Here is a 12,755-nt window from a genome sequence, read left to right on the forward strand (position 1 = left end):
TTGGAGGGCCTGCCGTGCACCGCCGGCACAACGGACTGAGGACCGCAGCTCTGCTGGGCGGCCTCTCGGCGCTGATCCTGGTGATCGGCTCCTTCTTCGGCCGCACGGGCTTCGTGATCGCCCTGCTGGTCGCCCTCGGCACCAACGCCTACGCCTACTGGAACAGCGACAAGCTCGCCCTGCGGGCGATGCGCGCCCGCCCGGTGAGCGAGATCGAGGCGCCGCGGCTGTACCGGATCGTCCGTGAGCTCTCCACCTCGGCGCGCCAGCCGATGCCGCGGCTGTACATCTCCCCGACCCCCGCGCCGAACGCCTTCGCGACCGGGCGCAACCCGCGCAACGCGGCGGTCTGCTGCACGGACGGCATCCTGCGGCTGCTGGACGAACGGGAGCTGCGGGGCGTGCTCGGGCACGAGCTGAGCCACGTCTACAACCGGGACATCCTGATCTCCTCGGTCGCCGGCGCGCTCGCCTCGGTGGTGATGTTCCTGGTGAACTTCGCCTGGCTGATCCCGTTCGGCCGCAGTGACGACGACGACGGCCCGGGGCTGTTCGGCATGCTCGCGATCATGATCCTGGGGCCGCTGGCCGCCTCGCTGATCCAACTGGCCGTCAGCCGCTCCCGGGAGTACCAGGCCGACGCCGACGGCGCCCGGATCACCGGGGACCCGCTCGCCCTGGCGAGCGCCCTGCGCAAGCTGGAGACGGGCACCCGGCAGCTGCCGCTGCCGCCGGAGCCGCAGCTCCAGACGGCCAGCCACATGATGATCGCCAGCCCGTTCCGCCCGGGCGAGGCGGGCGCCAGGATGTTCTCCACCCACCCGCCGATGGCGGAGCGGATCGCCCGGCTGGAGCGGATGGCGGGCTACCGGGGGTGACGGGCCCGGCTCAGCCGGCCACCTCCTCGTAGGCGCGGCGCAGCTGGTGGACGCCCTCGGCGATCCGGGTGGCGCTGTCGACGGCGGCGTAGCTGAGGCGCAGATGCGGCGCCGGGGGCTCTGCGGCGTAGTAGGGGCGGCCGGGGGTGACCAGGGTGCCGGCGCGCAGGGCGGCCGCGGTGAGGGCGCCCTCGTCGACGCCGTCCGGCAGCCGCAGCCAGAGGTGGTAGCCCCCGGTCCGGTGGGGGCCGAGCAGACCGGGCAGCTCCCGGCGGAGCGCGGCCACCGCGGCCACCCGCCGGTCGCGCAGCTCCGCGCCGAGGGTGCGCAGATGGCGGGCCCAGCCCGGGTCGGCGACCAGTTCGAGCGTCGCCTCCTGGAGCGGCCGGGGGACGAAGAAGCTGTCCACCACCTGGGCGGCCCGCAGCCGCTCCAGGGCCGGGCCGCGCGCGGTCAGCGCGCCGACCCGCAGATTGGGCGAGGTGGCCTTGGTCAGCGAGTTCAGGTGCACCACCACGCCGTCCGGGTCGTCGGCGGCGAGCGGGCGCGGCAGCGCGGGCGAGTCGGTGTGCACCAGGCGGCGGGCGAAGTCGTCCTCGATGACGAACGCCCCGGCCGCCCGGGCGATCCGCAGCACCTCGGTACGCCGTGCGGGTGACAGCACCGCACCGGTCGGGTTCTGGAACAGCGGCTGGCAGACGAAGGCCCGGGCCCGGGTGGCGTCGAAGGCCGCCGCCAGCAGGTCGGTCCGCACGCCGTCCGCGTCCACCGGGACGGGGACCGGCCGCAGCCCCGCGGACCGTGCCACCGCGAGGATCCCCGGGTAGGTCGGCGACTCCACCAGGACCGGCGCGCCCGGGGCGATCAGCGAGCGCATGGCGACGGTCAGCGCGCTCTGGCCGCCGGAGGTGACCAGGACGTCGCCCGCGCCGAGCAGCCCGCCGCTGCCGCCGATGTCCCGGGCGAACCAGGCGCGCAGTTCGGTCAGCCCGGCCGCCGGCGGCCGCTCCCAGGCACCCGGCCGCCGCCCGGCCCGCGCCAGCGCGGCGGCCAGCAGGCGCTCCGGCTGGAGCGAGGCGTGCGGGTAGCCGCCGTTCAGGTCGATCACCTCGGGCGAGGGCACCGCCAGGGTCGCGAACAGCGGGCCGGCACCGAGGTCGCGCGGCCCGGCGTCGGCGCTGAGCGCCACCTCCTGCCAGGAGAGGTCGCCGGGGCGGATCGCGCCCACCGCCGCCGGGCCGCCGGAGCCGCGGAAGGCGGCGGCCCGGAACACCCCGGCGCCCGGCCGGGAGAGCACCAGCCCCTCGGCGGCCAGGACGGCGATCGCCCGTGACACCGTCACCGGACTGACCTGGTAGCGCTCCATCAGGGCCCGGCTGGGCGGCAGCTTCCCGCCCTCCGGGTAGCGCTCCACCTCCCGCCGCAGCCTGTCGGCGAGATCGGCCACGCTGCTACGCTCGTTCATGACGGCACAAGATAGCGCTATCCGGCATTCGGCAGTAGCAGGCCCGCAGGAGCGGTCCGGTACGGCCCTCGCCGCGCTCGCGGTCCTCTCCTTCTCCTTCAGCTTCCCCGCCACCACCTGGACGCTGGCCGACTTCGGCCCCTGGACGTCCGCCGGACTGCGCTGCGCGCTGGCCGGGCTGCTCGCCGCGATCTGCCTGGCGGCCGCCCGCGTCCCCCTCCCCGAACGGCGGCACTGGCCGGGGCTGCTGGTGGTCTCGGCGGGCTGCGTCCTCGGCTTCCCGCTGCTGACCACGCTGGCGCTGCGGACCTCCTCGACCGCGCACTCGGCGGTCGTCATCGGGGTGCTGCCGCTGGCCACCGCCGTGGTCGCGGCGCTGCGCACCGGCGGGCGGCCGTCCCGCCGGTTCTGGTGCGCCGCGCTCACCGGCGCGGCGGCCGTACTGGCCTTCACCCTGCTGCAGAGCCACGGGCGGCCGACCGTCGCCGACCTCTACCTGTTCGCCGCGCTGCTGGTCTGCGCGGCCGGGTACGCGGAGGGCGGGCGGATCTCCCGGGAGCTGCCGGGATGGCAGGTGATCGCCTGGGCGGTGGTGGTGGCGCTGCCGGTGACGGTCCTGACCGCCGGAATCGCGCTGAGCACCGAGCCGGTCCGGCTGGGGGCGAAGGCGGTGGCCGGGTTGGCCTACACGGCGGCGGTCTCGCAGTTCGGCGGGTTCGTGCTCTGGTACCGGGGGATGGCGCAGATCGGGGTGCCGAGGGCCAGTCAGCTGCAGCTCGCGCAGCCGCTGCTGACGCTGGGCTGGTCGGTGCTGCTGCTGGGCGAGGGACTCCCCGCCGCGGCGCTGGTCACCGCGCTGGTGGTACTGGTCTGCATCGCCGTCACCCAGCGGGCCCGGGCCTGAGCCGGGCGGCCGTGCGCCCGCGCCCTGGACGGGCGCGGGCGCAGGGTCGGGCAGGCCGTCAGAACGCGACCTCGTCCGGTCGGTAGACGCACAGGGCCCAGATGATGAAGACGTCCAGCGCGATCACGATGAACGACCAGAACGGGTAGTACGGCACGGCGAGGAAGCTGTCCAGGGCGCTCACGACGGTGAGGACGATACCGGCGTACCGGGCCCAGGATGCGCCCTTGAGCAGGAATGCGCCGACCACCGCGACCAGCGCTCCGATGATCACGTGGATCCAGCCCCACCCGGTGAGGTCGAAGCGGAAGACGTACCGCTGGGTGGTGAGGAAGACGTCGTCGTCGGCGATCGCCATGATGCCGCGCAGGGCCTCCATGAAGCCGTTCAGCAGCATCAGGACACCCGCGAAGATCACCAGGCCGGGCGCCCAGTCGCTGAACTTGTTCGTCCCCGGCGGAGGCGGCGCGTTGGAGCCCGCGCGCCAGGGCGGGGGTTGGTCGGGGGCGGACTGGCTGCTCATGGACTCCTCCTAGACCGAACAGTCGTACGGACTTCGACGGTCCGCCCGGCCCGGGCGCCGGGCAACCGGGCCGCGCCTGTTCGGGTGACGCGCCCGCGTGCCCCCGGCCGGCGCGGCCGGCGACTGGTAGTGGTTGTCCGACGACCGTCCGGTGCCCGTGGGGAGGCGGCCGCCGGCCCCCGAGCACGGAAGGCGCGGTGCATGACGCTTCTGCCGCAGGACGTCCCGGAGCAGACCCCGCACCCCTCGCGCACCCCCCGGCTGGACCGCTGGCTGGCGGGCGCCCGGCGCCGCCGCGGCCGGGCCCTGGTCGGCTGGCTGACCACCACCGACCACAAGCGCATCGGCACCCTCTACATGACCACGGCGTTCGCGTTCTTCCTGGCGGGCGGCCTGATGGCGATGCTGATGCGGATCGAGCTGGCCCGGCCCGGCCTCCAGCTGCTGTCCAACGAGCAGTTCAACCAGCTGTTCACCATGCACGGCACGATCATGCTGCTGATGTTCGCGACCCCGCTGTTCGCCGGGTTCGCCAACTGGATCATGCCGCTGCAGATCGGCGCGCCCGACGTGGCCTTCCCCCGGCTGAACGCGCTGGCCTACTGGTTCTACCTGTTCGGCTCGCTGATCGTGATGGGCGGCCTGCTGACCCCGGACGGCGCGGCCGACTTCGGCTGGTTCGCCTACGCGCCGCTGAACAGCCTCCAGCACAGCCCCGGCATCGGCGCGGACCTCTGGATCATGGGCCTGGCGCTGTCCGGGTTCGGGACCATCCTCGGCGCGGTCAACTTCATCACCACGATCGTCTGCTTCCGGGCGCCGGGCATGACGCTCTTCCGGATGCCGATCTTCGTCTGGAACATCCTGCTGACCGCGGTACTGGTGCTGTTCGCCTTCCCCGTGCTGGCGGCGGCGCTGCTCTGCCTGGAGTCGGACCGCAAGTTCGGCTCGCACGTCTTCGACCCGGCCAACGGCGGGGCGCTGCTGTGGCAGCACCTGTTCTGGTTCTTCGGCCACCCCGAGGTGTACATCATCGCGCTGCCGTTCTTCGGCATCATCACCGAGGTGATCCCGGTGTTCAGCCGCAAGCCGGTGTTCGGCTACAGCGGCCTGGTCGCGGCCACCCTCGCCATCACCGGCCTGTCGATCACGGTGTGGGCGCACCACATGTTCGTCACCGGGCAGGTGCTGCTGCCGTTCTTCGCGATCATGACGATGCTGATCGCGGTGCCGACCGGGGTGAAGTTCTTCAACTGGATCGGCACCATGTGGCTGGGCTCGCTGAGCTTCGAGGCGCCGATGCTCTGGACCGTCGGCTTCCTGGTCACCTTCCTGTTCGGAGGCCTGACCGGGGTGCTGCTGGCCGCGCCGCCGATCGACTTCCAGGTCTCCGACTCGTACTTCGTCGTCGCCCACTTCCACTACGTGGTGTTCGGGACGGTCGTCTTCGCGATGTTCGCCGGGTTCCACTTCTGGTGGCCCAAGTTCACCGGGCGGATGCTGGACGAGCGGCTCGGGCGGATCCACTTCTGGACGCTCTTCGTCGGCTTCCACGCCACCTTCCTGGTGCAGCACTGGCTGGGCGCCGAAGGGATGCCCCGCCGCTACGCGGACTACCTGGCCTCGGACGGCTTCACCACGCTCAACACCGTCTCCAGCATCGGCTCGTTCCTGCTCGGCCTCTCCACGCTGCCGTTCCTCTACAACGTCTGGCACACCGCGCGGTACGGCGAGCGGGTCACCACGGACGACCCGTGGGGGTACGGGCGCTCGCTGGAGTGGGCCACCTCCTGCCCGCCGCCGCGGCACAACTTCACCACGCTGCCCAGGATCCGCTCCGAGTCCCCGGCCTTCGACCTGCACCACCCGGACATCGCGGAGCTGGACCGCCGGCAGAACGCCGGGCTGCCGCTGCGCTGAGGCCGGTGCCGCCGGGGCCGCCGGTGCCGCGGGCCGGGCCTGGAACGGGCCGTGGACCGGCCGCTCGTTAGGATGACAGTGTGTCCCGCCGGTGGCGGGGCGCGGCATCCGGAGGGAGCGGCCGTCATGGCTGAGGAGAGGCACGCCCCGGCGGCCGGGGATCCGCGGGCCAGACGGCGCGGCCAGGGCGAGCTGGAGGCCCAGGTGCTCGCGGTGCTCCAGCGGGCGCCCGGCCCGGCCACGGCGGGGTGGGTGCAGGAGCGGCTGGACGGCGGCCTCGCCTACACCACCGTGATGACCATCCTGTCCCGGCTGCACGCTAAGAAGGCCGTCTCCCGGACCCGTTCGGGCCGCTCCTACCTGTGGCAGGCATCCTCCGACGCGGCCGGCCTGGCCGCCCTGCGGATGCGCCGGATGCTCGACGGCGAACCCGACCGGGACGCCGTGCTCGCCAGCTTCGTCACCGCCCTGCTGCCGCACGACGAGGAACTGCTGCGGACCCTGCTGGACAGTGCGTCCGCCGATCCGGCCGCGGCCGACCGCGAGAACTGAACAGAGCCGAACCGTGGGCGTCTTCGTCTTCCTCCCGCTCGTCCTTCCGCTGACGGCCGTGCCGATCGCCCGGTTGGCCGGGCAGCACCTGCACCCGCGCGGGGTGGCCCGGCTGCTCACCGCGATCAGTGCGGTGATGGCGCTGTGCAGCGCGCTCTGCCTCGGTCTGATCGGCGTGGTGGGCACCGCGCAGATCCCGGGCAACCCGCTGCCGGACAGCTGGTCCGACCCGGAGGTACGGGCGGCGCTGCAGTACCACGAGACGATCGGGACGGCGGCGATCTGCGTGCTCCTGGTGGTGGCCGCGGCCACCACCAGGACGGTCGTGCGGCATCTGCGGGTCCGCGGCCGGGCCCGGCGGGCACTGGAGGGGCTGCCGCCCGGCGGTCCCGCCGCCGGCGCCCCGGCGGGCGGCCCCGGCCTGTTCGGCGATGTCGCCGTGCTGCCGGACGGGGCCGCGTACGCGTACGCGCTGCCCGGCTCGCCCGGGCGGGTGGTGGTGTCCACCGGCATGCTGGCCGGGCTGGCCGCGGACGAGCGGGAGGCGCTGCTCGCCCATGAGCGGGCGCACCTCGTCCACCGGCACCACCGCCATCTGCTGACCACCCAGCTGGCGGGGTGCGTCAACCCGTTCCTCCGGCCGCTGCAGCAGGCGGTGGCGTACAGCGCCGAGCGCTGGGCGGACGAGGAGTCCGCGCAGGCGGTGGGCGACCGCCGGATCACGGCCCGTGCGGTGGCCCGGGCCGCCCTGGTCTCGCGCCGGGCGCCCGTGCCCGGCTTCGCGGCCTTCGCCGCGCCGGGACCGGTGCCCGGCCCCGTCCCGCGCCGGGTGGCCGCGCTGCTCGGCCCGGTGCCGTCCTCGCGGAACTGGCCGCCCGCGCACAGCCGGGCGGGCCTGGCCGCGATGGTCGCGGCGGTGGGGGCGGCGGCCTCCGCGCTCTGCGCGCTCAACGCGGCGGTGGCGCTGCTGCTGGTGCTGAAGGCCGTTACCCCGCTGTAGGGCCCCTCTCGGTACCACGCCCGGTCGAACGCCCGTTCCGCCCTGTTCTGCCGGACGGGGTGGTGCGCATCCGAAGCGCCTGAGGGGCGTCTTCTGGCGGGAGAGGGCGCGCGGGGCGTGTCGCGCGCCGGTCGGCACCTGCTGAAGAAACGGTTCTCCTCCTGTTGGGCCTATGCCGAAGGCATGATCATCACTCGCTCACGCCGTGGCGGAATGGTGAATAAACCGGCCGCCCGACCGATGGATGGTCATATTTTCTCAACTATCGAATTGTGATCTGAATCCCTTCACCCCAGGGGTGAGAACGCTGGACAGGCCGCTGGGCGGTCGGGAGTCTTGACGCGAAGTAAGGCCCAATCGCGTACGCCGATATGACCGCCGAGCGGTCGGCGAAATTCTTGGGAGACATCCCGTGGCGGAAACCCGATCAGAGTCGGCCCCCGTTTTCCAGCAACGCGACGGAAGGCAGCCCTCGCGTGCCTCCCCGCTCGCGGCGTCGACCCTCTGGGCCGGCACCCTTTCCGAGGTGTTCGACGCCAGGCTTTTCCGGGAGAGCGCGGAATCGGTGACGGCCCAGCTGGAACACCAGCTGGCCGACGCCTCGATCCGCGGACTCGAACTCATCGACCCCGACATCCTGGACCGGGCGGCCCGCGGGCTGATGACCCCGGAACGGGACCGGATCGCGGCGTTCGACGAGAAGCGGCTGGCGGCGATCGTCGACCTCTATGTGCGCACCGGAATCCAGGTGCATTCGCCCGGATACCTGGGGCGGCAGTTCTCGGGGGTGGTCCCGCTCGCCGGGATCGTCGACTTCGTGGGCTCGGTGGTCAACCAGCCGTCCTCGTTCTACGAGGCCGGTCAGCTGCCCAACGTGGCGGAACGCATCATGGCGGAGGAGCTCAACCGGTTCATCGGGTGGGAACCGGAGAGCTTCGCCATGGTGACCACCTCGGGCGGCTCGCTGGCGAACCTGACCGCGCTGCTGGCGGCCCGCAACAAGCGGTTCCCGGACTACTGGTCGCAGGGCGGCGGCGCGCTCGCCGGCCGCTCCCGGCCCGCCATCGCGGTCGGCGCGGACGTGCACTACAGCGTCTCCCGCGCGGCCGGCGTGATGGGCATCGGCGACGAGCAGCTCGTCCGCCTGCCGCTCGACCGGGAGCAGCGGATCTGCCTGGACCGGGCCCGGGGGGCCCTGGAGGACGCCGAGCGGCGGGGGCTGGAGGTGTTCTGCCTGGTCGCCTCGGCCGGCACCACCTCGGTCGGCGCCTTCGACCCGATCGACGGGCTCGCCGACCTCGCCCGGGAGAAGGGCCTCTGGCTGCACGTCGACGGCGCGCACGGCGCCAGCCTGCTGGTCTCCGACGAGCTCCGCGGGAAACTCGCGGGAATCGCGAAGGCGGATTCGCTGACCTGGGACGCGCACAAGATGATGTTCGTCCCCGCGCCCTGCACCCTGCTGTTCTACCGCGACCGGCGGGACGCCCCCGGGGCCTTCCGGCAGCAGGCCAGCTACGTCTTCGACGACAAACCGGACGCCTATACCGCGCTGGACAGCGGGGACAAGAACTTCGAGTGCACCAAGCGACCGATGATCATGCCGCTGTGGGCGCTCTGGAGCATTCACGGCCGGGCGCTCTTCGCCGAGAAGATCGAGTACCTCTGCCGGCTGACCGCGGACATCCACACCATTCTGCTGGACGAGCCGGACTTCGAACCGCTGCACCGGCCCGAGGCGAACATCCTCTGTTTCCGGCACCTCCCCGCCGGGCTCGCGGAATCCGATGTGCACCGCCTCCAGCTGGATATCCGGAACCGGCTCAAGCGGCAGGGGAATTTCTTCATCTCCAAGGTCGACATCGACGGGGTCGCCGCCCTGCGGGTGGTCCTGATGAACCACCGGATCACCACCGAGCACTTCCGGATGCTGCTCGGCGAGATCAGGCGGGCCGGCTACGACCTGCGCCACCGTGCCAACGGCCGGGAAACCGGCAGCGACAGTGAATAGGAAATCCACGATGAGCCCAGTGACCGTATCGCCGACGGCCGTACCGCAGGCCCGGACGGCACCGGTCGGCGCCGCCGAGGCCGCCGCACTGGCGGACCGGCTGATCCCCGACGCGGAGCTCCGGCCCGAGTCGGTCGACGCCGTCGGGAAGCTGCCCTCCTTCCTCAGCCGGATGCGCGAGGCCGAGCGGGCCTGCCAGGCCCCCTACAGCGAGCTGCCGCACGAGGTCCAGGACGCCCTGGTGCTGCGCCGGATCCAGCAGATGGTCAACACCGCGCTGCTCAACCCGCTCTGGCGGGAGCGGCTGGCCGGCGCCGGGGTGGGCGGCGCCCCGGCGACGTACCAGGACTGGCAGGCCGTCCCGCTGTCCGACAAGGACGTCCAGCGCGACTTCTTCATGGACGACCGGCCCGGCATGGTGGTGCCGATCGCGGCCGGCGGCTTCGAGATCGTGGCCAGCGGCGGCACCAGCAGCGGACGACCGCTGGAGACCGTCTACTCGCTGCGGGAGCTGCGCGACACCTACGAGGTGGCCGGCCACTTCATGGGCGCGTACCAGCTCGACCGGTACCTCGGCGGCGGCACCGGCCCCAGGTGGCTCTACACCACGCTGGCCGACTACCAGATGTGGAGCAGCGGCACCATGGTCGGCGGGGTGCTGGCCCAGGTGCCCGGCATCAACTACATCGGGGCCGGCCCGGTGACCGCGCCCGTGCTGGAGCACATGTTCTCCTACCCGGGGCCCAAGGCGCTGATGGGCATCACCGCGGGCATCGCGATCCTCGGCGAGCTCGGCGCCGGGATGAGCCGGGAGGCCAAGGAGAGCTTCCGGGTCGCGCTGTACGGCAGCGGGGTGCTGCCGCAGCGCAAGCGGGCCGAACTCCAGGCGGTGTACCCCAACCTGACGATCCTCAGCTACTTCGCCGCGACCCAGGCCGAGACCATCGGCCTCCAGCTTCGCGCGGAGTCGCCCGTGCTGGCGGCGGTGCCCGGGCTGCACCTGGTGGAGATCGTCGACGAGCAGGGCCGCTGGGTCGGCGAGGGCGAGGAGGGCGAGCTGGTCGTCACCCGCCTGCACGCGCACGAGGCGCCGCTGCTGCGGCTCAAGCTGGGTGACCGGATGATCCGGCGGCCGCGACTGGACGGGCCGGGGCTGCGGACCGGGCAGTTCGAGTTCGCCGGCCGCACCGGCGACATCCTGCACCTGAACGACAGCCAGTACTCCGCCTCGCGCGCCTACGACGCGCTGCGCGAGGAGCTGCGGGCGGTCGGCGTGGTGGACCTGGACGAGGCGGCGCACGAGATCCAGTTCGTCAACCACCGTGAGAGCCGGACCATCACGCTGCTCGCCTCGGTCGACGACGTGCCCGGGCTGACCTACCGGACGGACGCCGCGCTCGGCCCCTACGGGCTGCAGCGGGTGTTCGTCCACGCGATGCCGCGCTCGCTGTCGCTGTTCAACCAGGGCGAGGCGAACCCGGTGTCGGTGGAGAAGACCGGCTACCGCTTCCTGCTCAAGTTCGTCCACCGGTCCTCGAACGAGATCGAGCGGACGAGTGTCGGCAAGGTCCCGCTGGTCCGCGACCGCGGGTAGGGCCCCTACCGCACACCGAACACCCACAGAGGACAGGAGTGTCAATGAAACCGCAGGTCAACATCGCCGTGGTGGTGGACGTCATCGGGGCGCTCTCGGCCGGCACGCTGCTCGACGGGAACCTCTCCCTGGTGGACGACGGGCCGTTCCAGAGCACCGGCCAGGGCACGCCCGAGCTGTGCACCGTGGTCGCCCCCGGCCAGGTGGTCCAGTGGTCCGCCCTGGCGGTGGACCTCCAGACACCGGTCGAGATCAGGAGGATCACCTTCCTCGGCGCGGGCCACGGGGGAGCGCCGGAGCCGGCGGAGCCCACCGAGCAGGGCGAGAAGCTCGACCTCGACGTCTGGACGGGCGTGGTGCCGCCGTACCTGACGCCCGGGGTGCCCTACCGGTACCGCCTCGAACTGCAGATGTACGAGGGCCCGTACAGCGTGCTGCACATCGACTCGCCCGCGCTGATGTGCGTCTAGGACGCGTCGGCCGGGTCCGGTCGGCCGGACAGGGCCCGGCGGCGCGGCCGGACCGAACCCCCCGAACCACAACGAGAGAGGCGGGCTCATGCCCCAACAGCTAGCGGTCATCGTGCTGGTGGACGTCGGCAACGCGCTGGCCAGCCGGACGCTGCGGGACAACACCTACCTGTTCGACAACATGAAGCTGCACGGCTCCGAGGGCCAGGGCACCGGAGACCTGGTGACCATCGTCAACGGGTCCTACTGGCAGGACGGCTCGCAGGCGAGCGAGCAGGTGCTCAACTGGCTGCCGTACAGCCTCGGTTCCATTCCGCCGACCGTCCCGCGCGGCTACCAGGCGGACCGGGCGCGGCAGGCCGACCAGCAGGCGCTGACCGAGCTGGCCGCCCTCGCCGACGGCTCCGGCACGATCAGCGCCGCCGAGGTCACCCGGATCCGGCGCACCGCCGGGCGGCGGGTGGGCACCACGGCGGGCACCCGCGGCCTGGCCGGCCAGAAGATGCTGGACGTCACCGGCCGGCTGGTCGCCGACGGCGGCGCGGCCGCGCACAGCTACCCGGCCCCGGTGATCACCGACATCACCGGGGAGGCGGTCGACGAGAAGATCATCTACCCGGCCGAGTACGGCTCCCCGGACCTGGTCACCGACGGCTGGTACTGGTCCGCGACGATCGCCACCGCCCGCCCGGGCGAGTACCGCTACACGATGAAGATCCAGCTGCACGACCTGGTGCAGAAGGGCGGGGAGTGGTCCTGGGAGCCGGTGAACCTCACCTGCGAGTCCCGGCTGAGGATCGTCACCGAGCCCAAGCGCAACGCCTTCACCGGGTCGGGCATGGGCTACCTCCCCGTCCCGCCGGGCGCGCCCGCCTGACCGCCCTGATCCACCCTCACCCACCTGATCCACCTGATCCATCGAGGACCGAGGAGGAGCGGATGACCACCGCGAGCAGTACCAGCACCAAGGCCAGGGCGCAGTCGCGCAAGGCGGCCTCGCAGCGGCCGATCTCGATCACCGCCGTCGTGGATGCGGTGGGCGCCCTGGCGTCCCGCAGCACCGCCGGCCACCTCTACCTGTACGACACCAACAGGGCCGGCGGCTCCACCGGCCAGGGCACCGAGGAGCTCCGCACCAAGGTCCGGGCGGGCGACCAACTCCTGTGGAACTGCCTGGCCCTGGAGTGCGAGGCGTATGTCGCGATCGACGACGTCGAGATCGACCCGGAGGTCTGCGAGCCGGAGCGCAGGGTGTACCCCGGCACCGATGTCGCGTACTGGACCGCGACGGTGAAGAAGGACGTCACCGAACCCGTCCCGTACCGGCTGAAGTTCCGGCTGGGCACCCGGGACGAGCCGATCGCCGCCGCCCTGTCGCCGTCCCTGGTCGGTTAGGGCCCGTCCTGGGGTCCTGCTCCGGGCCCTGTCTTGGGCCCTGTCC

At 72.5% G+C, this 12,755-nt stretch carries 12 protein-coding genes; 10 read left to right on the top strand and 2 right to left on the bottom strand.

All coding sequences use genetic code 11. The features are described from left to right. Positions 1–14 precede the first annotated feature (14 nt). Positions 15–878 (top strand): zinc metalloprotease HtpX, encoded by an 864-nt coding sequence (htpX, locus tag ACGFZP_RS26325; protein ID WP_392937518.1) that lies wholly within the window; start codon positions 15–17, stop codon positions 876–878. 10 nt (positions 879–888) lie between these two features. Here the strand turns inward: htpX and ACGFZP_RS26330 are convergent, their stop codons facing one another. Beyond that, positions 889–2,343, bottom strand: a complete 1,455-nt coding sequence (locus tag ACGFZP_RS26330) for a PLP-dependent aminotransferase family protein (protein WP_392937521.1) — start codon at positions 2,341–2,343, stop codon at positions 889–891. On the opposite strand from ACGFZP_RS26330, the gene ACGFZP_RS26335 reads away from it, so the two are divergent. Further along, positions 2,342–3,247 (top strand): DMT family transporter, encoded by a 906-nt coding sequence (locus ACGFZP_RS26335; protein WP_392937524.1) that lies wholly within the window; start codon positions 2,342–2,344, stop codon positions 3,245–3,247. The genes ACGFZP_RS26330 and ACGFZP_RS26335 overlap by 2 nt on opposite strands. 58 nt (positions 3,248–3,305) lie before the next feature. On the opposite strand, the gene ACGFZP_RS26340 is transcribed toward ACGFZP_RS26335, so the two are convergent. Continuing rightward, positions 3,306–3,770, bottom strand: coding sequence for a hypothetical protein (locus ACGFZP_RS26340; RefSeq protein WP_392937526.1), 465 nt, complete (start codon positions 3,768–3,770; stop codon positions 3,306–3,308). Between the two features lie 201 nt (positions 3,771–3,971). Here ACGFZP_RS26340 and ctaD point away from each other — a divergent pair, with 201 nt between their 5' ends. The 8 genes from ctaD (at position 3,972) to ACGFZP_RS26380 (ending at position 12,709) form a co-directional block, all read left to right on the top strand. Then, positions 3,972–5,690, top strand: a complete 1,719-nt coding sequence (gene ctaD / locus ACGFZP_RS26345; RefSeq protein WP_392937528.1) for a cytochrome c oxidase subunit I — start codon at positions 3,972–3,974, stop codon at positions 5,688–5,690. A gap of 126 nt (positions 5,691–5,816) precedes the next feature. Continuing rightward, positions 5,817–6,242 carry a BlaI/MecI/CopY family transcriptional regulator gene (locus ACGFZP_RS26350; RefSeq protein WP_392937531.1) on the top strand — a complete coding sequence of 142 codons (426 nt, stop codon included), beginning with the start codon at positions 5,817–5,819 and terminating at the stop codon, positions 6,240–6,242. 13 nt (positions 6,243–6,255) lie between these two features. After that, complete coding sequence (locus tag ACGFZP_RS26355) at positions 6,256–7,242, top strand: M48 family metalloprotease (protein ID WP_392937534.1); 987 nt, start codon at positions 6,256–6,258, stop codon at positions 7,240–7,242. A 526-nt stretch (positions 7,243–7,768) separates the two neighbouring features. Next, complete coding sequence (locus ACGFZP_RS26360; RefSeq protein WP_392937536.1) at positions 7,769–9,250, top strand: pyridoxal phosphate-dependent decarboxylase family protein; 1,482 nt, start codon at positions 7,769–7,771, stop codon at positions 9,248–9,250. Positions 9,251–9,260: 10 nt separating this feature from the next. Continuing rightward, positions 9,261–10,844 (top strand): hypothetical protein, encoded by a 1,584-nt coding sequence (locus ACGFZP_RS26365; RefSeq protein WP_392937539.1) that lies wholly within the window; start codon positions 9,261–9,263, stop codon positions 10,842–10,844. Positions 10,845–10,888: 44 nt separating this feature from the next. Next, positions 10,889–11,314 (top strand): hypothetical protein, encoded by a 426-nt coding sequence (locus ACGFZP_RS26370; protein WP_392937541.1) that lies wholly within the window; start codon positions 10,889–10,891, stop codon positions 11,312–11,314. Positions 11,315–11,402: 88 nt separating this feature from the next. Then, positions 11,403–12,191 carry a hypothetical protein gene (locus ACGFZP_RS26375; protein WP_392937543.1) on the top strand — a complete coding sequence of 263 codons (789 nt, stop codon included), beginning with the start codon at positions 11,403–11,405 and terminating at the stop codon, positions 12,189–12,191. Positions 12,192–12,253: 62 nt separating this feature from the next. After that, positions 12,254–12,709 (top strand): hypothetical protein, encoded by a 456-nt coding sequence (locus ACGFZP_RS26380; RefSeq protein ID WP_392937546.1) that lies wholly within the window; start codon positions 12,254–12,256, stop codon positions 12,707–12,709. Positions 12,710–12,755 lie beyond the last annotated feature (46 nt).

This window comes from Kitasatospora sp. NPDC048239 (genome assembly GCF_043202015.1).
Lineage (GTDB): Bacteria > Actinomycetota > Actinomycetes > Streptomycetales > Streptomycetaceae > Kitasatospora.

Bases quoted from the DNA above. Each gene is read 5' to 3' on its own strand.
- ACGFZP_RS26335 (WP_392937524.1), top strand. From the start codon at position 2,342: ATGACGGCACAAGATAGCGCTATCCGGCATTCGGCAGTAGCAGGCCCG.
- ACGFZP_RS26330 (WP_392937521.1), bottom strand. From the start codon at position 2,343: ATGAACGAGCGTAGCAGCGTGGCCGATCTCGCCGACAGGCTGCGGCGG.
- ACGFZP_RS26340 (WP_392937526.1), bottom strand. From the start codon at position 3,770: ATGAGCAGCCAGTCCGCCCCCGACCAACCCCCGCCCTGGCGCGCGGGC.
- ctaD (WP_392937528.1), top strand. From the start codon at position 3,972: ATGACGCTTCTGCCGCAGGACGTCCCGGAGCAGACCCCGCACCCCTCG.
- ACGFZP_RS26350 (WP_392937531.1), top strand. From the start codon at position 5,817: ATGGCTGAGGAGAGGCACGCCCCGGCGGCCGGGGATCCGCGGGCCAGA.
- ACGFZP_RS26365 (WP_392937539.1), top strand. From the start codon at position 9,261: ATGAGCCCAGTGACCGTATCGCCGACGGCCGTACCGCAGGCCCGGACG.
- ACGFZP_RS26370 (WP_392937541.1), top strand. From the start codon at position 10,889: ATGAAACCGCAGGTCAACATCGCCGTGGTGGTGGACGTCATCGGGGCG.
- ACGFZP_RS26375 (WP_392937543.1), top strand. From the start codon at position 11,403: ATGCCCCAACAGCTAGCGGTCATCGTGCTGGTGGACGTCGGCAACGCG.
- ACGFZP_RS26380 (WP_392937546.1), top strand. From the start codon at position 12,254: ATGACCACCGCGAGCAGTACCAGCACCAAGGCCAGGGCGCAGTCGCGC.